At 69.4% G+C, this 23,865-nt stretch carries 24 protein-coding genes and 1 tRNA gene; 8 read left to right on the plus strand and 17 right to left on the minus strand.

Going from position 1 to position 23,865, the window contains the following annotated elements:
* Positions 1-30: 30 nt before the first annotated feature.
* On the minus strand, positions 31-525 hold the full coding sequence (gene purE / locus LR948_RS07630; protein WP_232753400.1) for a 5-(carboxyamino)imidazole ribonucleotide mutase: 495 nt from the start codon (positions 523-525) through the stop codon (positions 31-33).
* Between the two features lie 67 nt (positions 526-592).
* The gene (locus tag LR948_RS07635; protein WP_232753568.1) at positions 593-817 is read right to left on the minus strand and encodes a YdcH family protein; all 225 of its coding nucleotides are present in this window, start codon (positions 815-817) and stop codon (positions 593-595) included.
* Positions 818-991: 174 nt separating this feature from the next.
* Here LR948_RS07635 and LR948_RS07640 point away from each other — a divergent pair, with 174 nt between their 5' ends.
* Both LR948_RS07640 and LR948_RS07645 read left to right on the plus strand, forming a co-directional pair.
* Positions 992-1,402, plus strand: a complete 411-nt coding sequence (locus LR948_RS07640) for an Hsp20 family protein (RefSeq protein WP_232753401.1) — start codon at positions 992-994, stop codon at positions 1,400-1,402.
* Positions 1,403-1,406: 4 nt separating this feature from the next.
* The gene (locus tag LR948_RS07645) at positions 1,407-1,634 is read left to right on the plus strand and encodes a DUF1150 family protein (protein WP_232753402.1); all 228 of its coding nucleotides are present in this window, start codon (positions 1,407-1,409) and stop codon (positions 1,632-1,634) included.
* Positions 1,635-1,816: 182 nt separating this feature from the next.
* Here the strand turns inward: LR948_RS07645 and LR948_RS07650 are convergent, their stop codons facing one another.
* The 4 genes from LR948_RS07650 to trxB all read right to left on the minus strand — a co-directional run bounded on the left by LR948_RS07650 (position 1,817) and on the right by trxB (position 6,136).
* The gene (locus tag LR948_RS07650) at positions 1,817-2,107 is read right to left on the minus strand and encodes a helix-turn-helix transcriptional regulator (RefSeq protein WP_232753403.1); all 291 of its coding nucleotides are present in this window, start codon (positions 2,105-2,107) and stop codon (positions 1,817-1,819) included.
* Positions 2,104-2,454, minus strand: coding sequence for a type II toxin-antitoxin system RelE/ParE family toxin (locus tag LR948_RS07655; protein ID WP_232753404.1), 351 nt, complete (start codon positions 2,452-2,454; stop codon positions 2,104-2,106). Before LR948_RS07655 ends, LR948_RS07650 begins: the two co-directional genes overlap by 4 nt.
* Before the next feature lie 238 nt (positions 2,455-2,692).
* The gene (locus tag LR948_RS07660) at positions 2,693-4,411 is read right to left on the minus strand and encodes a bifunctional sulfate adenylyltransferase/adenylylsulfate kinase (protein ID WP_232753405.1); all 1,719 of its coding nucleotides are present in this window, start codon (positions 4,409-4,411) and stop codon (positions 2,693-2,695) included.
* Positions 4,412-5,128: 717 nt separating this feature from the next.
* Positions 5,129-6,136 (minus strand): thioredoxin-disulfide reductase, encoded by a 1,008-nt coding sequence (trxB, locus tag LR948_RS07665; protein WP_232753406.1) that lies wholly within the window; start codon positions 6,134-6,136, stop codon positions 5,129-5,131.
* Between the two features lie 991 nt (positions 6,137-7,127).
* Here trxB and LR948_RS07670 point away from each other — a divergent pair.
* On the plus strand, positions 7,128-7,628 hold the full coding sequence (locus LR948_RS07670; RefSeq protein WP_232753407.1) for an Lrp/AsnC family transcriptional regulator: 501 nt from the start codon (positions 7,128-7,130) through the stop codon (positions 7,626-7,628).
* A 97-nt stretch (positions 7,629-7,725) separates the two neighbouring features.
* Here LR948_RS07670 and LR948_RS07675 read toward each other — a convergent pair whose 3' ends face one another.
* The 5 genes from LR948_RS07675 to lgt form a co-directional block, all read right to left on the minus strand.
* Positions 7,726-8,403 (minus strand): Hint domain-containing protein, encoded by a 678-nt coding sequence (locus LR948_RS07675; RefSeq protein ID WP_232753408.1) that lies wholly within the window; start codon positions 8,401-8,403, stop codon positions 7,726-7,728.
* A gap of 336 nt (positions 8,404-8,739) precedes the next feature.
* Positions 8,740-8,895, minus strand: a complete 156-nt coding sequence (locus tag LR948_RS07680; protein ID WP_232753409.1) for a hypothetical protein — start codon at positions 8,893-8,895, stop codon at positions 8,740-8,742.
* 261 nt (positions 8,896-9,156) lie between these two features.
* Complete coding sequence (gene pgeF, locus LR948_RS07685) at positions 9,157-9,915, minus strand: peptidoglycan editing factor PgeF (RefSeq protein WP_232753410.1); 759 nt, start codon at positions 9,913-9,915, stop codon at positions 9,157-9,159.
* Positions 9,912-10,976 carry a class I SAM-dependent methyltransferase gene (locus tag LR948_RS07690; protein ID WP_232753411.1) on the minus strand — a complete coding sequence of 355 codons (1,065 nt, stop codon included), beginning with the start codon at positions 10,974-10,976 and terminating at the stop codon, positions 9,912-9,914. Before LR948_RS07690 ends, pgeF begins: the two co-directional genes overlap by 4 nt.
* Positions 10,973-11,857: a prolipoprotein diacylglyceryl transferase gene (gene lgt, locus LR948_RS07695; RefSeq protein ID WP_232753412.1), complete on the minus strand. Its 885-nt coding sequence runs from the start codon at positions 11,855-11,857 to the stop codon at positions 10,973-10,975. The genes LR948_RS07690 and lgt overlap by 4 nt, the downstream gene beginning before the upstream one ends.
* Positions 11,858-11,948: 91 nt before the next feature.
* On the opposite strand from lgt, the gene LR948_RS07700 reads away from it, so the two are divergent.
* Positions 11,949-12,188, plus strand: a complete 240-nt coding sequence (locus LR948_RS07700) for an accessory factor UbiK family protein (RefSeq protein ID WP_232753413.1) — start codon at positions 11,949-11,951, stop codon at positions 12,186-12,188.
* Between the two features lie 86 nt (positions 12,189-12,274).
* Here LR948_RS07700 and LR948_RS07705 read toward each other — a convergent pair whose 3' ends face one another.
* From LR948_RS07705 to LR948_RS07720, 4 genes are all read right to left on the minus strand, one after another.
* Complete coding sequence (locus tag LR948_RS07705; protein ID WP_232753414.1) at positions 12,275-13,255, minus strand: oligopeptide/dipeptide ABC transporter ATP-binding protein; 981 nt, start codon at positions 13,253-13,255, stop codon at positions 12,275-12,277.
* A complete protein-coding gene (locus LR948_RS07710) occupies positions 13,252-15,138 on the minus strand; it encodes a dipeptide/oligopeptide/nickel ABC transporter permease/ATP-binding protein (protein ID WP_232753415.1) in 1,887 nt (628 codons plus the stop codon). Before LR948_RS07710 ends, LR948_RS07705 begins: the two co-directional genes overlap by 4 nt.
* Positions 15,135-16,082 (minus strand): ABC transporter permease, encoded by a 948-nt coding sequence (locus LR948_RS07715; protein ID WP_232753416.1) that lies wholly within the window; start codon positions 16,080-16,082, stop codon positions 15,135-15,137. The genes LR948_RS07710 and LR948_RS07715 overlap by 4 nt, the downstream gene beginning before the upstream one ends.
* A 64-nt stretch (positions 16,083-16,146) precedes the next feature.
* Positions 16,147-17,718: an ABC transporter substrate-binding protein gene (locus LR948_RS07720; RefSeq protein WP_232753417.1), complete on the minus strand. Its 1,572-nt coding sequence runs from the start codon at positions 17,716-17,718 to the stop codon at positions 16,147-16,149.
* 101 nt (positions 17,719-17,819) lie between these two features.
* Here LR948_RS07720 and LR948_RS07725 point away from each other — a divergent pair, with 101 nt between their 5' ends.
* A complete protein-coding gene (locus LR948_RS07725) occupies positions 17,820-18,509 on the plus strand; it encodes a DUF1028 domain-containing protein (protein WP_232753418.1) in 690 nt (229 codons plus the stop codon).
* Here the strand turns inward: LR948_RS07725 and LR948_RS07730 are convergent, their stop codons facing one another.
* Complete coding sequence (locus LR948_RS07730) at positions 18,510-19,277, minus strand: FadR/GntR family transcriptional regulator (RefSeq protein WP_232753419.1); 768 nt, start codon at positions 19,275-19,277, stop codon at positions 18,510-18,512. It abuts the gene before it with no gap.
* Positions 19,278-19,345: 68 nt separating this feature from the next.
* On the opposite strand from LR948_RS07730, the gene LR948_RS07735 reads away from it, so the two are divergent.
* On the plus strand, positions 19,346-20,569 hold the full coding sequence (locus LR948_RS07735; protein ID WP_232753420.1) for a M20 family metallo-hydrolase: 1,224 nt from the start codon (positions 19,346-19,348) through the stop codon (positions 20,567-20,569).
* 973 nt (positions 20,570-21,542) lie between these two features.
* Here LR948_RS07735 and LR948_RS07740 read toward each other — a convergent pair.
* Positions 21,543-21,618: transfer RNA gene (locus tag LR948_RS07740), tRNA-Lys, on the minus strand.
* Positions 21,619-21,734: 116 nt separating this feature from the next.
* On the opposite strand from LR948_RS07740, the gene dapF reads away from it, so the two are divergent.
* Entirely contained in the window at positions 21,735-22,571 is an 837-nt protein-coding gene (gene dapF / locus LR948_RS07745) for a diaminopimelate epimerase (RefSeq protein WP_232753421.1), read from the plus strand.
* Positions 22,568-23,824 (plus strand): tRNA (N(6)-L-threonylcarbamoyladenosine(37)-C(2))-methylthiotransferase MtaB, encoded by a 1,257-nt coding sequence (gene mtaB, locus LR948_RS07750; protein ID WP_232753422.1) that lies wholly within the window; start codon positions 22,568-22,570, stop codon positions 23,822-23,824. Before dapF ends, mtaB begins: the two co-directional genes overlap by 4 nt.
* Positions 23,825-23,865 lie beyond the last annotated feature (41 nt).

The following is a 23,865-nucleotide window of genomic DNA, read 5'->3' on the forward strand; positions in this document are numbered from 1 at the left end:
GGGTCTTTCTCTTGAAGGTGGGGCCCGGGGTCAGTCGCGCTCGGGCGTCTCGGGGATCGAGGCTGAAAGCGCCGCGCGCCAGGCGTCGAGCCGCTCGGCAAGCTCCGGGTCCTCGTTGGCCAGGATCGCCGCCGCCATGAGCCCGGCATTGGCCGCGCCGGCGGCCCCGATGGCCATGGTCGCGACCGGGAAGCCGCGCGGCATCTGCACGATGGAATACAGGCTGTCGACGCCCGACAGCGCCCGGGTCTGCACCGGCACGCCGATCACCGGCACGCGGGTCTTGGAGGCCATCATGCCCGGCAGATGCGCGGCCCCGCCGGCGCCTGCGATGATCGCCTTCAGCCCGCGTCCCGCCGCCTCGCGGCCGTAGCTCCAAAGCCTGTCGGGGGTGCGATGCGCCGAGACGATGCGGACCTCGTGGGCCACGCCCAGGGTTTCGAGGATCTCGGCGGCCTCCTTCATCGTCGGCCAGTCGGACTGGCTGCCCATGATGATCCCGACCTTGACCGCGCTCTCGCCCATCGCCTCGCCCCTCGTCGCTCTGCGTCTTGGGGCCGGTAGCTACCGCCCCGGGCGCGGCTACGCAATGCTACGCAATGATGTCGGGGAAGATGCGGTCCTCGATATAGGCGATCATGTCCTTGAGCTGCAGCTTGCGCTTCTTCAGCCGCTGAATCGTCAGCGCGTCCGAGGTGCCGCGCTCCTGCAGGGCGCGGATGGCGTCGTCGAGGTCGCGGTGTTCGCGTTTCAGCACCCGCAACTCGACCTTCAGCACCTCGTCGGACTTCATGGAAATGTCGGTCAGCGCGTTCATATTGGCCTTGTCCATGCCGGGCTCGGGGCCCTCAAAATACCGCGTTTCCGCCCTCTCCGAAAGAGGCTTGCGCGGGTCGCGAACCTTGCAGGGGCCCGCGCCCCGCCCCATATTTGTTCCGAAGGCCGCCGCAACGGGGCCTCTCAGACGATCGCTTGCCAAAAGGATGCGTCGATGACGAAAATGACCTTGGGGTCGCACCCCCAGCTTCTGGGCTTCGAACAGCTCGAGCGCCTGCTTGAGCGGACTGCGAAATCGGCCGAGGGCTATCCGCCCTACAACATCGAACGAACCGCCGAGGATGCCTATCGCATCACCCTGGCGGTGGCCGGGTTCTCCGAAGCCGACCTTTCCATCACGGTTGAAGACCGCCAGCTGGTGATCCGCGGACGCCAGTCCGCCGAGGCCGAGGGCCGGGTCTACCTGCACCGCGGCATCGCCGCGCGGCAGTTCCAGCGCAGCTTCGTGCTGGCCGACGGCGTCGAGGTGGGCGAGGCGCTCATGGAGAACGGGCTTCTGCACGTCGACCTGACCGTAGCCCGTCCCGAGAGCGTGGTTCAGAACATTCAGATCAAGCGGGGGTAAGGCCATGAACACCGCATATGACTTCACCAAGCTCGACGAGGGCCGCACGGTCTACGTCCGCCCGGTCGAGATCTCCGACCTGCCTGAGGACCTGCAAGAGCAGATGACCGGCAGCGGCACCGTCTACGCCGTCCACCGCGCCGACGGCGAACGCCTGGCTCTGGTGAAGGACCGCCAGATGGCCTTCATCCTGGCCCGCCAGAACGATTTTGCACCGGTGACGGTGCACTGACACGCTAGGGGTGCTCCTGAGGGGGCGCTTTGGTGGCGGGATAGAGGGGCCGTGCCGCGGGGCGCGGCCCTTTTTTGTGAGGGCGATCTGGCAGCGGGCCGTTGGTCTTCAGTTGCTCTGGAGGAAGGAACGGCGGAGGCCGTCAAAGCACCCCGCACCCCATGCCGCCGTAAGACGACGTCTCAGACCAGCTCGATCCGCAGCTCCTTGCCGAGGATCCGCGCCGCGCGTTGCAGGGTGGTCAGCGTCACGCTGTCGTTCTCGGGGTCGAGCAGCCGCTGGATCTGTGCCCGGCTCGTCTGCATCTCCCGCGCCATGCTGCTGCGGTTGAGGCCGCGCTTCTGCATCTCGGCCTCGAGCATCGCCGCCAGGAGCTTCTTGGTCGCGATGCCCCGGACCTCATGCGCGATGCCCTCTTCCTCCAGGAAGTCCTGGAAGGTGGATCCGATCCCCGATCTGTCCTGCGTGGTCATGCCAGTGTCCTCTGCCGCGTCCGGGCCAAGGCGATATCGCGCCGGGGCGTCTTTTGGCTCTTCTTCACGAAGCCATGCAAAAGCACCATCCGGCCGCCTGCCAGCGTGAAGATCACCCGCCCTATACGTCCGTCCGAGAGGGCCGCGCGGACCTCCCAGAGCCCGGCATGACCGCTGAGCGGGCGACAGGTCGGCAGACCGATCGGCCAGCCGTATTCTGCCGCCATGATCGCGCCGCCCATCTGCTTGTGGTCCTCCACCGGGAGCGATTTGAGCCAGTCCCGAACCGGCTCCCCGCCGCGCTCGGTGCGGAAGAACGCCGCGACCAGCCGTTTGCCGTCCTGCATGATATGTATCTTTTTTGGTCCACTTGGTCAAGGGCCGGTGGCGCATGGCGCGAGCCGCCGCCGGGCCGACAGGCTCCGAGAGAGTGGTTAACCAAGTGTAAATGGCTGCGGGAGCAGGTGCGGGCGGCGGCCATGGAGCCGCGCTGGCACAGGCCCGTCAGAGGGGCAGCCGCCCAAGACAAAAGGCCCCGCGGTTTCCCGCGGGGCCTTTGGCGTGCCGTAGCCTTGCCTCGCCGGATCAGCCGGCGATCAGGCCCATGCTTTCGAGCTTCAGGATCACCTGGTGGGCGCAGTTGTCCACGTCGGTGCCCTCGGTCTCGACGCGCAGCTCGGGGTTCTGCGGCTCGTCGTAGGGGTCGGAGATGCCGGTGAACTCCTTGATCTTGCCTTCCCGCGCGAGCTTGTAGAGGCCCTTGCGGTCGCGGCGCTCGCATTCCTCGAGCGAGGTCGCCACGTGGATCTCGAGGAAGGCGCCGTATTGCTCGATCTCCTCGCGGACCGCCCGGCGGGTGGCCGCATAGGGGGCGATCGGCGCGCAGATGGCGATGCCGCCGTTCTTGGTGATCTCCGAGGCCACATAGCCGATGCGGCGGATGTTGAGGTCGCGGTGCTCCTTCGAGAAGCCCAGCTCGGAGGAGAGGTTCTTCCGCACGATGTCACCATCGAGCAGCGTCACCGGGCGGCCGCCCATCTCCATCAGCTTGACCATGAGCGCGTTGGCGATGGTCGATTTGCCCGAGCCCGAGAAGCCGGTGAAGAACACCGTGAAGCCCTGCTGGCTGCGCGGCGGACGGGTGCGGCGCAGCTCGGAGACCACCTCGGGGAAGGAGAACCAGTCCGGCACCTCGAGACCTTCCTGCAGGCGGCGCCGCAGCTCGGTGCCCGAGATGTTGAGGATGGTCACCTGGTCCTTGTCCTCGATCTCGTCGATCGCCTCGTATTGGGCGCGCTCCTGCACGTAGACCATGTGTTTGAAATCGACCATCTCGATGCCGATTTCCTCCTGGTGCGCGCGGAACAGCTCCTGGGCGTCATAGGGGCCGTAGAAATCCTCGCCGGCGGAGTTCTTGCCGGGGCCGGCATGGTCGCGGCCGACGATGAAGTGCGTGCAGCCGTGGTTGCGGCGGATTAGACCGTGCCAGACCGCCTCGCGGGGGCCGGCCATGCGCATCGCCAGGTTCAGGAGCGACATGGTGGTGGTCGCGCCGGGGTATTTGTCGAGCACCGCCTCGTAGCAGCGCACCCGGGTGAAATGGTCCACGTCGCCGGGCTTGGTCATGCCGACGACCGGGTGGATCAGGAGGTTGGCCTGGCTCTCGCGCGCGGCGCGGAAGGTCAGCTCCTGGTGGGCGCGGTGCAGCGGGTTGCGGGTCTGGAAGGCCACGACCTTGCGCCAGCCGAGCTTGCGGAAGCGCGCGCGCAGCTCGTTCGGCGTGTCGCGCGAGGCGCGGAAGTCGTAATGCGTGGGCTGCTGGATGCCGGTCACCGGCCCGCCGAGATAGACCTTGCCGGCGGTGTTGTGCAGGTAGTTGACCGCCGGATGCGCGGTGTCGTCGGCGCCGAAGACCTTCTCGGCCTCGCGCGCCTTGTTGGGCACCCATTTGTCGGTGACGGTCATGGTGGCGAGGATGACACCCTCCTGGTCGCGGAGCGCGATGTCCTGGCCTTCCTCGATGCCCTCGGCGAAAGCCTCGGAGACGTCGAGCGTGATCGGCATCGGCCAGAGCGACCCGTCGGCCAGGCGCATGTTCTCGACCACGCTGTCGTAGTCCTTCTCGCCCAGGAAGCCCTTGAGCGGGGAGAAGCCGCCGTTCATGAGGAGCTCGAGGTCGCAGATCTGGCGCGGGGTCAGATCGTGGCTGGTCAGGTCACCGGCCTCGACCTTCAGTTTCTGGGCGCTCTCGTAGGAGACATACAGCTCGGGCAGCGGGGCGAGGTTCGGTAATTCGATGCTCATCGCGGTCTCGTCATCTCAAATGTTACGTCACGGGCGGAGCGGAGGCCGGAGCCGGCGCATGTCGGGCGCCATAGACCCATGGACGTAAGCTGGCAAGGCCGCTGCGGAAGCGGGCGGCAGGATGCTGCGGAATAGCCGCGTTGCGCGGGGCGCAAGGGGGCTTGGAGTGACTGGTGGGAGTTGTGAGGCTTTGGCGATCGTCCGAGTTCTGAACCGTCGGTGCCTGTTGAGAGGTGCCCCTCTTGCGCCCGAATAGCATCGAAGATGCCGGGCGCGCGCCGGACCGGCCCGATGGGCCGGCGCTCCTTGGGGTGGTGTGCATAGCTTTGAGTGCGCAATGACCTTGCCGGGATAAAGCGCTTAGCTTGTAGGTCGGCAGCGCCGGCCCCCGGTCCGGCGCGCTCCCTCTGTTGGTGAGTGTGGGGAGGTGGAGCGGGCGGGAAGGCGAGTATGGTGGCTGGGGTTCGATGGGCTATCCGGGGCGTTGCCGCCTTGGCGCGGGAAAGTCCTTCGGGCGTCCGGGGCCGCGCGTTTTTGGAGTGTCGCCTGTTGGTGGTGTGCATCTATGGCAGGGATTGGTGGGGCAACGCGTAAGCGGAGCTGCAGCTGGCCCAACCCCCAATCCCAAACCAAAAGGGGCCGCCCCCAACGGACGGCCCTTCCAATCTCTGCCGAGAGCACACAGCCCCCCGGAATCACCTCACACCCGCAAAAGCCTCACTCGGCCGCCGAATCCACCGGGGCGCCGTAGCCGAGCGGCAGGGTCTCGTCCTTGCCCTCGTCGACGCCCTGTTCGGCGAGCCAACGCTCGGCCTCGAGCGCGGCCATGCAGCCCATGCCGGCCGAGGTCACCGCCTGGCGATACTTGTGGTCCGTCAGGTCGCCCGCGGCGAAGATCCCGGGCACCGAGGTCTCGGTCGAATCGGGCTTGGTCACCACGTAGCCGCCCATGTGGGTCTCGAGCACGTCCTTCACCAGCTCGTTCGAGGGCGCATGGCCGATGGCGATGAAGACCCCCTTGGCGGCGATCTCGCTGATCTCGCCCGAGCGCACGTCGCGGACCTTCACGCCCTCGACCCCGAGCGGGCTCTCGGTGCCGGTGACCTCGGCCAGCTCGTGGTGCCAGAGCGGCTCGATCTTGGGGTTCTTGAAGAGCCGGTCCTGCAGGATCTTCTCGGCGCGCAGCTCGTCGCGGCGGTGCACCAGCGTCACCTTGGAGGCGAAATTGGTCAGGAACAGCGCCTCTTCCACGGCGGTGTTGCCGCCGCCGACCACGACGATCTCCTGGCCGCGGTAGAAGAAACCGTCGCAGGTCGCGCAGGCGGAGACGCCGAAGCCCTTGAACTTCTCCTCGGAGGGCAGGCCCAGCCATTTCGCCCGGGCGCCGGTGGCGAGGATGATCGCATCGGCCACATAGGTCGTGCCGCTGTCCGAGGAGGCCACGAAGGGGCGCTGGTCGAAGTCGATCTTGGTGATGATGTCGCCGATGATCTCGGTGCCCATGGCCTTGGCATGGGCCTCCATGCGCACCATGAGATCGGGGCCCTGGACCTCGGTGTCGCCGGGCCAGTTCTCGACCTCGGTGGTGGTGGTCAGCTGGCCGCCCGGCTCGATCCCCTGCACCAGGATCGGGTCGAGCATGGCCCGGCTGGCATAGACGGCCGCGGTATAGCCCGCCGGGCCGGAGCCGATGATCAGAACCTTGGTGCGCTTGGTCTCGGACATGAAGAGCCCTCCGGCTTTGGGTGTCGCCTCGTGGTGTCGGGGGGATATACGCATCCCCGCCCGGGCGCGCAAACCCTGCATGGCGGGAATGTCGGGGGAGAGGGGGGCTCGGCGCCGGTCTGCAACAGGTCGGCGTGTGCCGGCGGGTGTCGGGACTGCCTTCACCGCCCGATCCGCTAGATCACCCACCAAGCCGACTCCTCCTTGCGCCCGAACAGCACCGAAGGTGCCGGGCGCGCGCCGGACCGGCCCCTTGGGCCGGCGCTCTTGTGGGTGGCGTGCCTAGTTCACAGTGAGCAATGACCTTGCCTGGATAAAGCGCGCAGCTTGGAGGGCAGCAGCGCCGGCCCCCGGTCCGCCGCGCGCCCTCTGGAGGTGCCTGTTGAGAGGGCAGCGAACCCCGGCCCCTATCGGACGGCCCTCGGACCAACTTACGTTTTGTAAGCGCCAGCCTCGGGCAGCGCCTCTTGCGCCCGAACAGCATCGAAGATGCCGGGCGCGCGCCGGACCGGCCCCTTGGGCCGGCGCTCCTTGGAGTGGCCTGCCTAGCTCACAGCTTTTCCTGACCTTGCTGGGATAAAGCGCATAGCCCGGATGTCCGCAGCGCCGACCCCCGGTCCGGTGCGCGCCCTCTGTTGTGCTGGTGGAGAGGGTGGTCTGGGGGCGGGAGGAGACGTTAAGCGCGGTGTCGGCTCGTGCCGAACGAGTTGAGCCGGGCCGGTCCCGAGCGCGCCCTCCATTGAGGCGGTCGAAAAGGTGGCCTAGGTGCGGGTAGAGGCGTCATGCGTAGCCTCGGCTCGTGCCGAACGGCTCAAGCCGGGCCAAACGACGGGCATCCCGCCCCGAACGGCCTCCGCCACCCCCAATCCCCCCCTCCAACCCCCGCCTCCCACCGGAAATAAAATTGCGGCGAGGCGACATAATATTGCGCATTCCCCGGCGTCTGCTATATGATCGCGAAATCGCTGACCCCACGTCCATGGAGTTCCTCATGCCCGCGCACCGGCTCGATCCGATCGACAGAAAAATCCTGTCCGAGCTGCAGGCCGACGGGCGGATGACCAACGTGGAGCTCGCCAAACGGGTCGGCATCTCCGCGCCGCCCTGCCTGCGCCGGGTTCGCGCGCTCGAGGAACAGGGCTTCATCAAGGGCTATCACGCCGATGTCGACCCGCGCAGCCTCGGCTTCGAGGTGCAGGTCTTCGCCATGGTCGGGCTGCAAAGCCAGGCCGAGGCGGACCTCTCGGCCTTCGAGGCGCGCTGCCGCGACTGGCCGCTCGTGCGCGAGTGCCACATGCTGAACGGCGAGGTCGACTTCATCCTGAAATGCGTGGCGCCGGACCTCTCGACCTTTCAGAGCTTCCTGACCGGAGACCTGCTGACCGCGCCGAACGTCGGCAGCGTGAAGACCTCGCTGGTGATCCGGGGCGCCAAGGATGACCCCGGCGTGCCTTTCGAGGTGCTGGAAGAACGGCTCTCGCGCACCGCCTGACGGCGCGGGCGGGCGCTCAAACCGCGCCGCCCTCAGCGACCCAAAGCTCCGAAAAACAACCGCCTCGGCGACCCGAAGGGCCGCCAGGCCACCCGCCTCAGCCGCCCAGCCGCAGCACCGCCTCGCGCGAGGTGCGGGGGCGGGAGAGCTCGCCGAAATCCTCGAGCCCGCGACAGCCGGGGAAAAGCGACAGGAAGGTCTCGAGATAGCCCGGGCCCAGCTCGCGGCGCAGGCCGGGGCCGGGATGGTAGCTCTCGATCTCGAGGTTGCCGACCTTCAGCGCCTTATGCTCGGCCAGCGCCACGTGGTAGATCTGCACCGAGCCGCCGGGCTGCACCGGGATCACCCGCTCGCCGTCGGCGTAATCGGCCAGGGGCACGAAGACGCTGTCATGCCCGATGGTCTCGCGGAAGCGGTCGCGGCGCACCAGGAAGCGGGCCGCGGGCCCGAAGACCATGTCGGTGCCCGGCATCTCGGGCCCGAAGGCCCCGCCGGTGACGCGGTAAAGCGTGGTCAGGATGCTGTCGCTGTCCTCGACCCGGGGCACATAGCTGGTCGAGCCGATCCAGATCACGGGCTCGGCGCCGTCCGAGGTCTCGACGTAATCGCCGGGCACCAGGTCCTCGACCGCGACCGGTCCCGAAGGGGTCTGCAACAGCGTGCCGCGCGCGAAGCCGCCGGCGGTCTCTTCGAAGACCGGATGGGCGGGCGCCGTGCGCGAGAGATATTCGACGGTAAGATCCGGGAGAAGGGCGGCGGCCTCGTATCTGCGCATGAGAGAAAGGGCACGACGAGGCCGCCCGACCGGACGAGCAAACGACTCTTGCGAGACGCGGTGTGAGCGCGGTGCATGGGCGTTGAGAAGGGGCGCCTGAAGACTGTTCATGTGATCACCCTATAAATAGGCTGTCACATCCGTGCTGGCCCCCACCAACAACGACGAACGGACGTTGCGACTGCGTTCATCATCAATAGGCCGGATCCGCGGCATTCTGTCAAAAAAAGAAACGGATTGGCGGCGGCGGGCCGGCCAATCCGAGTCACGAGGGAAGATTGTTCTCGGGGCGCGGGCCAGTCCCGCCACAATTGGCGGGCGGGCCAGCGAATCACTTCAGGCGCTCTTGCGGTCCCGGGGCGCGGGCGCGGCGGCAAGCTTGCGGCGCGCGATGGCCGCGTTGCGCGGGGCGCCGCGCTGGAAGGGCAGGGCGGTGTCGAACTCTTCGGCGCTTTTCAGGATCGAGGCGATGAAGCGGCGCTTGGGGGTCATGGCGGCGGTGTCCTTTGGCTCTTGTCTCTGCTCGGGCGGGGTCTCTCTGCCCCTGGCCTCGGGCTCAGGATGTCGCCGGTTTGGGGCGCGTCTTTGACGGGTTCGAGACAATTTTCCGAAAACCGCCACATTGTTCGAAAAACCGCCGATACGGCCGATTGATCAGAAATCATGGCCAATCAGGCCGTCAGCGTCGGGATTGTTGCGTATATTGCGGCAAAACCAGGGCGCGGGGGGCGCACACAGGCCCACGGCGCCCGCTCAGAGCCGGATCGTCGAGATCAGCCGCCCGTAGTCGGCCTCCTGCGCATGGGTGGCGCGGCGGAAGGAATAGAAGCGGTGCGCGTCGGAATAGGTGCAATGCCGGGTCCATTCGGCGCGCACGCCCGCCTCGCGCAGGAGGTGCAGTCCGAAGCCCGGCAGGTCGAAGAGCATCCGGTCGCCGTTACCTTGCGCGAAGAACCGCAGGTAGGCGCGGTTCTCGGCCTCGAAGGTGTCGAAGAACTCGGGGCCGACCTCATAAGCGCGCTGGCTGATGGTCGGGCCGATGCTGGCGCGAATGCGGTCGCGCTGGGCGCCGAGCCGCTCCATGGCCGTCACCGTCGCCTCCAAGACGCCCGCGAGCGCCCCGCGCCAGCCCGCGTGCGCCGCGCCGATCACCCCGGCCTCGGCATCGGCGAAAAGCACCGGCTGGCAGTCGGCGGTCAGCACGCCGAGCGCGATGCCCGGGCGGTTGGTGACCATGGCGTCGGCGCGCGGGCGCGGCTGGCCGAGGTCGGGATCGGTCACGGTGACCACCTCGGCGGAATGGATCTGGTGCACCGTCACCAGCGCGCTGCGGGCGACCTGCATGGCCTCGGCCACGCGGGCGCGGTTGATCTCGACCATCTCGGATTGATCCGAGGAGCCGGTGCCGCAGTTCAGCCCGTGGAACACGCCCGAGGAGGCGCCGCCGCGGCGGGTGAAGAAGCCGTGCCTCAGGGGCGCCAGCGCCGGAGAGGTGATGATCTCCAGCGTCACGGCGCCAACCCCGGCGGCACGCCCGCGTCCTTTGGCACGATACCCATTACCTTGAAGAGAGAGCCCATTTCCTCGGGGTGGGTCAACCGGCGATGCGCGGCGACATGGGCTTCGAGCGCGGGGCCGGAGAGCCGGGCGGCCAGCGCCTCGGCGCGGGGCGTGATGCCGAGCCGTTCGAGGAAGACGCCCTGGGTGACCACCGGCGTTGCCGTTGCGGGGGCGGCGGCGCGGGCCAGCGCGCCGAAGTCCACATGGGCGGTCAGATCGGCCTCGCCCGGGGTCTCGAGCACCGGCACCTTGCGGTGCGCCTTCAGCGCCTGGAAGCTGTCGCCGAGGCTGGTTTCGGCACCGTAGTCGATCACCAGCGCCAGCCCGCCGGCCTGCGCGATGCGCTCGCCGATGAGCGTGGCGACACCCTCGGCCGCCTGGCTGACCTCGACGAGGTCACCGTCGCGGGTGTCCGCCAGCCGGTGGGCCAGGTCGGGGCGGTCCGTCGCCTCGCCGAGGCCGAAGGTCAAGCGCTCGCCCTCGAGCCCAATCACCCGCTCGCGCCAGCCCGGTCCGTCGCGCAGGAATTGCCGCACCGGCAGGGCGTCGAAGAACTCGTTGGCCAGAAGGAAAAGCGGCGCGTCCTGCGGCAGGGCCTCGGCGCTGTCGACCCAGGCCACCTCGTGGCCGTCCAGCGTCTCGCGCTGGCGCGCGCGCAGGGCAGGCGAGGCCTCGACCAGGGTGACGCGGGCGGCGGCGTGGAAGCCCGGCACTCGCGCCGTGGCGCGCAGCACGTCGGCCATGAGCGTGCCGCGCCCGGGGCCCAGCTCGGCCAGGGTGAAGGGCGCGGGCGCCCCCTGGTCGAGCCAGCTTTGCGCCAGGCACAACCCGACCAGCTCGCCGAACATCTGGCTGATCTCGGGGGCGGTGATGAAATCGCCTGCGCGGCCCAGCGGGTCGCGGGTCGCGTAGTAGCCGTGGCGCGGGTGGAAGAGGCAGAGGCTCATGTATTCCGCCACCGACATCGGCCCCTCGCCCGCGATCCGGGACGTGAGAAGCGCCGACAGCGTCATGTCCGCCGCGCCCGCATCACCAGGTAGAGCCCCAGCGCGATCATCGGCAGCGACAGGATCTGTCCCATGGTCAGCCCATAGCCGCCGATGTGCCAGGCCAGGCCCAGCGGGTTCTCGGGGGTGACGAACTGCGAGTCGGGCTGGCGCAGGAACTCCACCGTGAAGCGCGCGAGCCCGTAGCCCGCCGCGAAGATCCCCGTGGCCAGCCCCGGGTGGCGCAGGAGGCCGCGCCGGAAGGCGAGATAGAGCAGCAAGGCGCCGAGGATCAGCCCTTCCAGCGCCGCCTCGTAGAGTTGCGAGGGATGGCGCGCGCAAAGCTCGCCGATCGGCTGGCCGCAGGACTGCGCAAGCTCGCCGGGGAAGATCACCCCCCAGGGCAGATCGGTTGGGCGGCCCCAGAGCTCGGCGTTGATGAAATTCGCGATCCGCCCCAGCAGGAGCCCCGGCGGCGCGGCCAGCGCCAGCATGTCGGCGGTGCTCAAGAGCGGCGCGCCCTGCCGCCGGGCGTAGAGCGTCGCGGCCAGAACCACGCCCAGGAGCCCGCCGTGGAAGGCCATGCCGCCCTGCCAGACCGCGAAGACCTGCATAGGATGGGCAAGGTAATAGCCCGGCTGGTAGAACAGCACGAAGCCCAGCCGCCCGCCGAGGATCACCCCGAAGATGATCCAGGTCAGCAGCTCCTCGACCTGTTCGGGGCGCATCGGCGGGGTCTCGCGCGGCCAGAGCGCCGGACGGCGAACCGCCGCCACCGCCAGCCGCCAGCCGATCAGCAGGCCCGCGATATAGGCCAGCGCGTACCAGCGCAGGGCGAACTCGGTCCCGAAGAGCGAGATCGAGACGAGGTTGGGCGAGATCTGCGGGAAGTCGAGCGCGGCGATCATGGCGCTGAGAGGCCATGCCGGGGCGGGAGAGTCAACCTTGAGACGAGGCCCCGCAAGGGCCATATAGCGGGCAAGCGATCAGGAGAGAGACATGCAGACGCGCAACAAGGTATTCGACGATCTGAGCCAGCTGATGACCAACGCCATGGGCGTGGCGCAGGGGGCCAAGACCGAGGCCGAGACGGCGATGAAATCCATGCTCGACCGCTGGCTGGCCGACCGCGACTTCGTGACCCGCGAGGAATTCGACGCCGTGCGCGCCATGGCGCAGAAGGCCCGCGAGGAGAACGAGGCGCTGAAGGCGCGGCTCGAGGCGCTCGAGAAGGGCTGAGGCGGCTGAGGCGCGGCGCCCGGCTGGGGGCCGCGCATAAGTCATTTGAACGGGGCGCGCGCGGTGGCTGACCGGCGCGCCCCGTTTCAGTTGTCCTCTGCCGCGTCATCCGCGCCGAGCGGGTGGTAGCAGGCCACAGCCCCGCCCCCGGGCGCTGCCTCGAGCGGCGGCGGTGCTTCGCTGCAGCGCGCGCTCGCCCGCGGGCAGCGGGCCGCGAAGGCGCAGCCCTCGGGCGGGTTCAGCGGATCCGGCAGCTCGCTGCCGCGCGCCTCGGGCGCGGTCAGCGCCCGGCCCACGACTGGCGCGCTTTCGGCCAGAAGCCGCGTGTAGGGATGGCGCGGCGCGCGGAAGATGCGCTCGGCCGGGCCGATCTCCACCAGCGATCCGAAATAAAGAACCGCCACCCGGTCCGAGACGGCCTCGACCACGGCGAGGTCGTGGCTGATGAAGAGGTAGGTCAGCTCCAGCCGTTTGCGCAGATCGGCCAGGAGGTTCAGCACCTGCGCCTGCACGCTCACGTCCAGCGCCGAAACCGGCTCGTCGAGGATCAGGATGCGCGCCTCGGCGGCCAAGGCCCGCGCGATACCGATGCGCTGGGCCTGGCCGCCCGAGAACTCGTGCGGGTAGCGGTCGAGGAACTCGGGCCGCAGGTTCACCGCCTCGAAGATCTCGGCGATCCGCGCCGCGCGGGCGGCTTTGTCCATGCGGTGCAGCTTCTTCAGCGGCAGTTCGAGAATCTGCCGGATCGTCTTGCGCGGATTGAGCGAGGAGATCGGGTCCTGGAAGACATACTGGATGCGCTTGCCGAACTCGGCCGGGTCGGCGGTGTCGAGCGCGGTGCCCTCGATCTCGATGCTGCCGGTGCTGGGCGAGACGAGGCCCACCAGCATCCGCGCCAGGGTAGTCTTGCCGCAGCCCGATTCGCCGACGATGCCCAGGGTCTCGCCCCGGCTCACATCGAGAGAGACGGGCTGCACCGCCCGGACGCCGCCCTTCGGGCCGCCGAAGAGCCCGCCGCGCAGGGGAAAGGTCTTGGACAGGTTGTCCAGTCGCAGGGCCTTGGTCATTCGGCGACCTCCCGGGCGGCTTGGGTCTCGGGGTAGAGGCAGCGCACCGCGCGGGCGCCCTCTTGCGTGAGCGGAATCGGGCCCGCGCGGCAGCTCTCGCGGGTCTTGGTGCAGCGGTCGGCGAAGGCGCAGCCCTCGGGCAGGCGGTCGACCGCGGGCGGCAGGCCGGGGATCGCCTCGAGCCGCCGGCGCCCGCCGCCCAGCTCGGGCACGCAGGCGATGAGCCGCGCGGTATAGGGATGGCGCGGCGCGGCCAGCACCGCGTCGGTCGGGCCTTCCTCGACCACCTTGCCGGCATACATGACCGCCACCCGGTCGCAGAGCTGGGCGACCACGCCGAAGTCATGGGTGATGAAGACAATCGCCAGGTCGCGCGAACGGCGCAGGTCGTCGAGCAGCGACAGGATCTGCGCCTGCACCGTGACATCGAGCGCGGTGGTCGGCTCGTCGGCGATGATCACCTCGGGGTCGTTGGCCAGCGCCATGGCGATGCCGACGCGCTGGCGCATGCCGCCCGACATCTCGTGCGGGTAGTTGGCGATGCGGCTCTCGGGGTTGGGGATGCGCACGTCGCGCAGAAGCGCCACGGCCCGGGCGCGGGCGGTCTTGGCGTCGACCTTCTGATGCGCCTGGATCGCCTCGATGAGCTGGTCGCCGACCCGGTAGAGCGGGTGCAGCGTCGCCAGCGGGTCCTGGAAGATATAGGCGATCTCGCGGCCCCGGACGGCGCGCAGCCGGGAATAGGGCGCGCCGATCAGGTCCTCGCCCTGGTAGCGCACGGCCCCGCCGGTGATCACGCCCGGCGGCGAGGCAACGAGCCCGGTGACCGACAGCGCCGTCACCGATTTGCCCGAGCCGCTTTCGCCGATGATGCCCAGGCATTCGCCCGGCTTCACCGCCAGGTCGACCCCGCCCACCGCGCGCAGCCGGCGCTGGCCGACGTGGAACTCGGTCTCGAGCCCCTCGATGGCGAGGACCCCGGGCAGCTTCTGTTCGGGCGGTGTGCTGCTGCGCGCAAGCCGGGTCGCCGCCATGGGCCGCGAGAGCGCGCCGGACTTCAGCCGCGGGTCGAGCGCGTCGCGGATGCCGTCGCCCAGGAGGTTGATCGACATGACGATCACCAGGATCATCACGCCCGGCACCACCGAGGTATGCGGATGGCTGATCAGCGCCGCCCGCGCCTCGCCCAGCATCGAGCCGAGGTCGGCCTGCGGCGGCTGGCTGCCGAGCCCCAGGAAGGACAGGCCCGCGGTCTCGAGGATCATCCAGCCGATGGTGGTCGACATGGCGATGACGATCACCGGCAGCACGTTGGGCAGGATCTCGGTCAGGATGATCTGCGGCCGCGACAGCCCCGCGAGCCGGGCGGCATCGACGAACTCCTTGTGCGCGAGGCCCACAGTGATGCCGCGGATGTTGCGCGCGAAGAAGGGCACGTTCACGGCGGCCACGGCGATCAGCGCGTTCAGAAGGCCCGGCCCCAGCGCCGCGACGATGGCCAGCGCCAGGAGGATGTAGGGAAAGGCCATGAGCATGTCGACGCCGCGCATGATGACATTGTCGAGCCGCCCGCCGTAGAAGCCCGCGATCACCCCGATTGCCGCGCCGATGCCGGCCGCGATCACTGCGGCGGCGAAGCCCACCGCCAGCGAGAGCCGCGTGCCCCAGAGGAGCCGCGACAAGAGGTCCCGGCCGAGGTGGTCGGTGCCGAGCAGCGCGCCCTCGGAGAAGGGCGGCAGGAAGCGCTGGGAGGTGTTGGTGACATCCGGGTCTGCCAGCGGCAGGAGCGGCGCGGAGAGCGCCAGCAGCACCACCAGGGTCAGGAGGATGCCGCCCGCCAGCGCCAGGCGGTTGCGGGCGAAAAGCGAGAAGGCGCCGGTCATGTGCGGATCCTCGGGTCGAGCAGGCTTTGCGCCACGTCCACGGCGATGTTGAAGAGCACGTAGCAGGCGGCGACCACGATCACCCCGCCCTGCACCAGGAGGATGTCGCGACGCAGGATCGCGTCGACCAGCATCCGCCCGATGCCGGGCCACTGGAAGACGATCTCGATATAGACCGCGCCCGAGAGCACGAAGCCCGCCTGGATACCCAGCACCGGCAGGATCGAGACCATGGCCGCGCGCAGCGCGTGGCGCCAGATCACCGAGCGTTCGTGCACGCCCTTGGCGCGGGCGGTGCGGATGAAGTCTTGCCGCAGCACCTCCAGGAGCGCCGAACGCGAGAGCCGGGCGATGACGCCGGTCGCCACCACGGCGAGCGCCAGCGCCGGCATGGCCAGATGCGAGGCCAGCGCCGCGGCGTCGCGGGCGCCGTAGATCGGCCACATGCCCGAGACCGGGAACCAGCGCAGCTGCACCGCGAAGAGCAGGATCATCATCATGCCCAGGAAGAACGAGGGGATGGAGATCCCCAGGAGCACCGTGAAGGTGATCGCCTTGTCGGCCCAGCCGTATTGATTGGCCGCCGAGATGGTGCCCGCGATCACGCCCAGCACCGAGCACAGCACGAAGGAAGTGCCGGCGAGGATCAGCGTCGCGCCGAAGCGCTCCATCACCTCGTCGAGGACCGGGCGGTTCAGCGCGAAGCTCTGCCCAAAGTCGCCCTGCAGGAGGTTGCCGAGCCAGATCACGTATTGCCGCCAGAGCGGTTCGTCGAGGCCGAGCTCGCGGTTGATCCGGGCGACATTCTCGGGCGTGGCGTAGCTGCCGAGGATCGCCGTCGCCGGGTCGCCGGGGATCAGCGCCATGATCAGAAAGACGATGACCGTGATGCCCAGCAGCACCGGCACCGCCGAGACCAGGCGTCTGAGGATATATCCGCCCATAGGCTCTGCCTCCCTTGCGGGCCGGGGTGGTCGGGCAGGGGCCCCGCAGGGCCCCCGCGCGGGATCAGTTCTTGGTGACCTCGTCGAGGAGCAGGAAGAACGAGGGCTGCAGGGTGAAGTCCTCCACCCGGTCGTTGGTCACCGCGTTCTGCTTCCAGTTGGCGACGAAGACCCAGGGCGCATCCTCGTGCACGATGGCCTGCATCTCCTTGTAGAGCCGCGCGCGCTCGTCCTGGTCGGTGGCCCGGCGGGCCTCCTCGAGCAGGCTGTCGACCTCGGGGTTGGCGTAATAGCCCGAGTTGAAGCCGCCCTGGTCGGGCCAGGCCTCGCTGCGCAGCGCCAGGAAGGGGAGGGTGTCGGGGTCGTTGGTCATCCAGGCCATCTCGGCCATGTCGGCCTTGCCCTCGAGCCCGGGGTTCACCTCGCCGAGGAAGGTGTTCCACTCGTAGGTCTCGATGGTGACGTCGAAGCCCACGGCCTCGAGGTCGGCCTGGATCGCGGTGCCCATGGCCACCGGGTCAAGCATGCCCGAGCCGCCTTCGGTGACGTAGAAGGTCAGCTCCGCGCCCTCGGCCCCGGCCTCGGCCAGCAGCGCGCGGGCCTTCTCGGGGTCGTAGGGATAGGGCGAAAGCTCCTCGTTGTAGGCCCAGGCAAAGGCCGGTGGCGTGGGCCCGGCGGCGACCTCGGCGGTGCCTTCCAGCACCTCGTTCACGATCGCCTCCTTGTTGACCGCGTAGTTGGCGGCCTGGCGCACCAACTTGTCGGCGAAGGGGCCTTCCTTGGCGTTGAGGATCAGGAACCACAGGTGCGGGCCGGCCTGTTCGTGCAGCGCGTAGCTGTCGCCCTCGAACTGCGAGAGCGCCACCGGCGGCACCTCGACCATGAGGTCGATCCCGCCCGCGAGCATCTCGGCGGTGCGGGTGCTGGCGTCGGTGATCGGCCGGAAGACCACGGCCTCCAGCGCAGGCGCGCCGTCCCAGTGGTCGGGGTTGGCCTCGACCACTACCGCCTCGTTGGGGCGCCATTCGGCGAAGCGGAAGGCGCCGGTGCCCGAGGGGTTGCGCCCGAAGTCGCTGCCGTGCTCCTCGACCGCGGCGGGCGAGACGATCAGCCCGGTCGGATAGGCGAGGTTCGACAGGAAGGGCGCGTAAGGCTCGTTCAGGGTGAATTTCACCGTGGTCTCGTCCAGCGCCTCGACCGTCTCGATGGCCGAGAAGAAGAAGGACAGCGGGAAGGGCCCGGTGTCGTAATAGGGGTGCTCCTCGTCGAGCATCCGGTCGAAGTTGAACTTCACCGCCTCGGCGTTGAAGGCGCTGCCGTCGTGGAAGGTGACGCCCTCGCGCAGGGAGAAGGTGTATTCGGTGCCGTCCTCGGAGATCTCCCAGTCCGTGGCCAGCGCCGGTTCCACCTCGAGCGTGCCGTCGCGGTAGCGCACCAGCCCGTCGTAGACGTTCATCAGGATGCGGAAGTCGTTCACCGCCGTCACCGCGGCGGGGTCGAGCGCCTTGGGCTCGGCGATCTGGCCGACGACAAGCACGCCGGGCGGGGTTTGGGCCTGCACGGGCGCGCTCAGCGCCAGGGTCAGGGCGGTGCCGGCGGCCAGGAGGCCTCGGCGGGTCAGATGTCCTATCGGCATGGGGGTCCTCTCCTGTTTCGGGCGATGTTATTTTTCATGATAAATTGCATCAGGCCAAATTTTCATTATAAATTCAAGCGCGCTGATACGGAGACAAGGCGATGACGATTTCGATCCTCGCATATGACGCGGAAACAGGCGCTTATGGCGGCGCGGCGACCACCGGCAGCCTTTGCGTCGGGGGCTGGGTCCTGCGCGGGGACGCCGAATCGGGGCTCTCGGCGGCGCAGGGCTCCTTGCCGAGCACGCTTTGGGGCACCGGGGTTCTGGCGCGGATGCGCGGAGGCCAGGGGGCCGAGGCGGCCGTGGCCGAGACCGTCGGCGGGGACGCCGGCCGCGCCCATCGCCAGCTCGCGGCGCTCGATCTTGGCGGCGGGACCGGGCATTTCACCGGCGCCGACAGCATCCCCGCCGCGGGCGCGCGGGGCGCACCGGGGGTCATCGTGACCGGCAACCTCCTGTCGGGCAGCGGGGTGCTGGACGCCTGCCTGAAAGGGTATCTCGACAGCCGCGGCAGCCTGGCCGAGCGGCTGCTCGCCGCGCTCGAGGCGGCGCGGGCCTCGGGCGGCGACAGCCGGGGGCTCCTGTCAGCGGCGCTCCTGGTGGTGGCGCGGGATGCCGCGCCGCTCAGCCTCAGAGTCGATTATTCCGAGACGCCGCTCTCCGATCTGGCCCGGCTGCACGCAAGGGCGACCAGCGGCGATTACGCCGAATGGGCGCGCCTGGTGCCGACGCTCGAGGCGCCCGAACGGGCCGAGCCCTACAGCGCGCCGATCCGGCCCGCGGGGTGATCAATGGGTCATGAAGCGCTTCATGACGACGGCCTGCTGGTCCTCCATCATCTCCCAGGCCATCTCCATGTGCGAGCGCATGATCGCGCGGGCGGCCTCGGCGTCGCCGGCCTCGATCGCGGCCAGAAGGTCCAGCTGGTGCCGCCGCCCGGTGCGCCAGAGCGCCTCGTTGGGCGCGGCGTAGAGCTGCTTGTAGACCGTCAGATCGGTGAGGATCTGCGACATGAAGCCGATCATGAAGGCCAGGAGCGCGTTGTCGGCGAAGCTCGCCAGCCGGGCGTGGAAGCGCAGCGAGGCGACATGCTGGCGGCGCTCCTCCTCGGGGCCGGCGGCGGGTGCGGCATAGCCCTCGACGATGGCGCGCAGCTCGGCGAGCCGCTCGGGCGAGAGCCTGCCGGCGAGGCTCGCCGCCACCTCGGGTTCGAGGGCCACGCGGAGCTGGTAGATGTCGGCGATCGAGATGTCGCGGAAGTAGAAGTAATTCGCCAGGAGCGCATGGGCCCGTTCGGTCGAGACCTCGCCGACGAAGCTGCCGCCGCCGGGGCCGGTCTTGGTCTCGACGAGCCCCTGCGCCTGCAGGAGGCGCATGGCCTCGCGGATGGTGCCCTTGGACATGCCGAAGCGGGCGATCAGCTCGGTCTCGCCGGGCAGCCGGTCGCCGGGCTGCAGCCCCTGTTCGACCACCCAGTCCTTGATCGCCTCGGCCACGCGGATCGGGCGCGAGCGCTTGCGGCCCTTGCCTGTCTCGGGGGCGCCGGTGTCGACCATCACATGCCTCGTGTCACTTCCGAAGGTATCCATAGAGCCTATTCATCATGATAAATACAAGGGATTGCATGTCTGACGGAGTGGATGCCGCCGCCTGGCTGGAGAAGATCGCGGGCTGTTCGGAGCCCGGCCCGGGTGTCACCCGGTTGCCCTGGACCGAGCCCCATGCCGCCGCCCTGCGGCAGATCGCGGGCTGGATGCAAGCGGCGGGGCTCGAGGTTTCGCGCGATGCCGCGGGCACTCTGATCGGGCGGACGCCGGGGCGGGCCGAGGCGCCGGCCCTGCTTTTGGGCTCGCACCAGGACAGCGTGCGCGAAGGCGGGCGTTTCGACGGCATCATGGGCGTGGCGCTGGCCTGCCTAGCGGTGCGGCGGCTGCACGATGAGGGCGTGGCGCTACCCTTCGCGCTCGAGGTGCTGGCCTTCGCCGACGAGGAGGGCGTGCGCTTTCCGACCGCGCTCATCGGCCCGCGCGCTCTGGCCGGGCGGTTCGACCCGGAGGTGCTGGAGATGCGCGACACCGACGGTGTCTCCATGGCCGAGGCGATGCGCGCCTTCGGGGCCGTGCCCGAGGAGATCGCGGGGCTGGCCCGCGACCCCGCGCAGGTCGTCGGCTACCTCGAGGCGCATATCGAGCAGGGGCCTGTGCTGGAGAGCGCCGATGCGCCGGTCGGCGTGGTCACCGCGATCTGCGGTATCGCGCGCTACGGCCTGCGGTTTTCGGGCGAGACCGGCCACGCGGGCACCGTGCCCATGGGCGAGCGCCGCGACGCGCTGGTCGCCGCCGGGCGCTTTGTCGCGGATGTCTCCGAGGCGGCGGAGGGTTTCGCCGAGAGCCGCGCCACGGTGGGCCAGCTGTCGGTCGCGCCCGGCGTGGTCAATGCGATTCCCTCCGAGGTGACGCTGACGCTGGAGCTGCGCGCGCCCGAGGACGCCACGCGGGACGCCCTGGAGGCGCGCGCGCGAGCGCTGGCCGAGGCGGCGGCTGCGGCTTGCGGGGTCACGGTCGAGATGACGCGGACCTACGACCAGCCCGCCGTGGCCTGCGACCCGGGCCTGCGTGCGGCGCTGGGCGACGGCATGGCCGCGGCGGGGCTGGGCGCGCTGGAGCTGCCCTCGGGCGCCACGCATGACGCCTCGGCCATGGCGGACCTCTGCCCGGTGGGCATGCTGTTCCTGCGCTGTGCGGGCGGGGTGAGCCACCGGCCGGACGAATTTGCGGCGCCCGAGGACATGGCGCAGGCGGTGGCGGTGCTGGCCGAGGCGGTGAAGGCGGTGGCCGCGCGGGGGTAGGCGGGCTGTGTGAGGGGAGGTTTGGTGTGGCGCGGGTATCCGAAGTTGAGGAGGCTTCCGGCAAAGCTCACACATTGGGCACCAACGTTTCACATTGGGCACCAACGCGATGGGATGCGCTAACCCCATCCCGGCCAAACCAACAGACCATCAGCGCGCTTTTTCTCAACCCTGCGCCTCTTGCGCCCGAATAGCACCGAAGGTGCCGGGCGCGCGCCGGACCGGCCCCTTGGGCCGGCGCTCCTTGGGATGGTGCGCTAAGCTATCCCCTAGTCCTGACCTTGCAGCTATAAAGCGCTTCGCTCAGCGGTCAGCAGCGCCGGCCCCCGGTCCGGCGCGCGCCCTCTGGTGGGCGTGTGGCACGCGCACCGGTCTGGGCTTCGAAGTGAGCGCAACTGCACCGACGTCTGCACGCAAGCCCCCCGGTGCAGCCAGCGCTTTTTGCGCCCGAATAGCACCGAAGGTGCCGGGCGCGCGCCGGACCGGCCCGATGGGCCGGCGCTCCTTGGGGTGGTGTGCTTAGCTATCCCCTAGTCCTGACCTTGCAGCCATAAAGCGCTTCAATCAGAGGTCAGCAGCGCCGGCCCCCCGGTCCGGCGCGCGCCCTCTGTTCGGGAGGGGTGTCGGCGGGGCAGGGCGCTTTGACGGGAGGTTGGGGCGAATCCTCGGAGGTGTTCTGGTTTGAGAGGTGGCGGGCGGAGAAGGGAGCGCCGGGGGCCGTCTCATCTTGGAGGAGGGACAGCCTGGGCCCCCAAGCTCCAGAGCATCCCGCAGACACCTAGCTTCAGGAAGCCCCCAACCCGAGCACCTGGCGCCAGACCCAAACGCCAAGCCCTCAGCCCGAGCGCCAATTGCCAGACCGCCTCGCAGCCCAACGCCAAGACACCCCACCGAGCGCCCATCAAGCCACCCCGGCAACAGCCCGCCCAAAAGGCGCCAACCGCCCCGACGATCACCCAATTTTCCGGATCAGTGGTGAGCCGTGCAGGATTCGAACCTGCGACCCACTGATTAAAAGTCAGTTGCTCTACCAACTGAGCTAACGGCCCACTGGGCGGGCTTCTAGAAATACCGCCGGATAGGGTCAACCCAAAAATTCGGAAAAAAGAACCGACCCCGGGGCACCCTCTGGAAAGGGCCCCTCGGGGGGCGTATATGCGCGCCCATGGCACAGGCGCAGGACGCGATCAGTTTCATCAAGATGCACGGGCTCGGCAATGATTTTGTCGTGCTCGACGGACGCCGTGGCGCGCCCGAGGTCACGCCAGGCCTCGCGCGGGCGCTGGGCGACCGGCACCGGGGCGTGGGATTCGACCAGCTCGCGGTGATCGAGGCCCGAGGGCCGGGCGACGCGCATCTGACCTTCTACAACGCCGACGGCTCGACCTCGGCGGCCTGCGGGAATGCCACCCGCTGCATTGCCGATATGCTCCTGCGCGAAACCGGGGCCGAGGCGCTGGTCCTGACCACCGACCGCGGGTCGCTGCCGGTGGTCCGGGCCGAAGGCGGCATGGTCTCGGTCAACATGGGCCCGCCGCAGACGGACTGGGACGCGGTGCCGCTTTCCGAGCCGCTCGACACGCTGGAGCTGCCGATCGAGGGCGGCCCGGTGGCGACCGGCATGGGCAATCCGCATTGCACCTTCTTCGTGCCCGACGCCGAGGCGGTGGCGCTCGAGGCCTTCGGGCCGCGCTACGAACACCACGCGCTTTTCCCCGAGCGCACCAACGTCCAGGTGGCGAGCCTCACCGGCCCCGACCGACTGCGCATGCGCGTCTGGGAGCGCGGCGTCGGCGTGACGCTCGCCTCGGGCTCGTCCTCCTGCGCGACGGCGGTCGCGGCGGCCCGGCGCGGGCTGACGGGACGCCGGGTCACGGTGGACCTCGACGGCGGCACGCTCGAGATCGACTGGCGCGAGGACGGCGTCTGGATGACCGGCCCGACGGCGCGGGTCTTCGACGGCACGCTTTCCGCCGACTGGCTGGCAGAGGTCACCCCATGAGCACCCCGCCCAAGTTCACCACCATGGGCTGCCGCCTCAACGCCTATGAGACCGAGGCGATGAAGCGCATGGCCGCCGAGGCCGGGCTCGAGGGCGCGGTGGTGGTCAACACCTGCGCGGTGACCTCCGAGGCGGTGCGCAAGGCCCGCCAGGAGATTCGCCGCCTGCGCCGCGACAACCCCGGCGCGCGGGTCATCGTCACCGGCTGCGCCGCCCAGACCGAACCCCAGACCTTCGCCGCCATGGAGGAGGTCGACCAGGTCATCGGCAATTCCGAGAAGATGACCCCCGAGGTCTGGCGCGACATGGCCGCCGATTTCATCGGCGAGACCGAGCGCGTGCGGGTCAACGACATCATGTCGGTGACCGAGACCGCCGAACATCTGATCGACGGCTTCGGCACCCGCTCGCGCGCCTATGTCCAGGTGCAAAACGGCTGCGACCACCGCTGCACCTTCTGCATCATCCCCTACGGCCGGGGCAATTCGCGCTCGGTGCCGGCGGGCGTGGTGGTCGACCAGATCAAGCGGCTGGTGCAGGAAGGCTTCAACGAGGTCGTGCTGACCGGCGTCGACCTGACCTCCTGGGGCGCGGATCTGCCCGCGACGCCGAAGCTCGGCGACCTGGTGATGCGCATCCTGAAGCTGGTGCCGGACCTGCCGCGGCTGCGGATCTCTTCGATCGATTCGATCGAGGTGGACGAGAACCTCATGCAGGCCATCGCCACCGAGCCCCGGCTGATGCCGCATCTGCACCTCTCGCTGCAGCACGGCGACGACCTGATCCTGAAGCGCATGAAGCGCCGCCACCTGCGCGACGACGCCATCCGCTTCGCCGAGGAGGCCCGCAGCCTGCGCCCCGAGATGACCTTCGGCGCCGACATCATCGCGGGCTTCCCGACCGAGACCGAGGCGCAGTTCGAGAACTCGCTGAAGCTGGTCGAGGACTGCGCGCTGACCTGGCTGCATGTCTTCCCCTACAGCCCCCGGCCCGGCACGCCCGCCGCGCGCATGCCGCAGGTCGAGGGCACGGCGATCAAGGACCGCGCCAAGCGGCTGCGCGCCGCCGGCACCGAGGCCGTGGCGCGCCACCTCGAGGGCTCGGCGGGACGGGCGCATCAGATCCTGATGGAGGCCCCCGACATGGGCCGCACCGAGCAGTTCGCCGAGGTGCGATTCTCCACCCCGCAGACCGAGGGCGCGCTCGTCACCGCGACGCCCGCGCGCCACGACGGGCGGGTGCTCTACGCCTGAGGCGCGGCGCCGCGCCCCAGGGCGGCACGCTGCGCTTGCGA

It is taken from the genome of Roseivivax sp. GX 12232 (assembly GCF_021272185.1).
Taxonomy (GTDB): Bacteria; Pseudomonadota; Alphaproteobacteria; order Rhodobacterales; family Rhodobacteraceae; genus Roseivivax.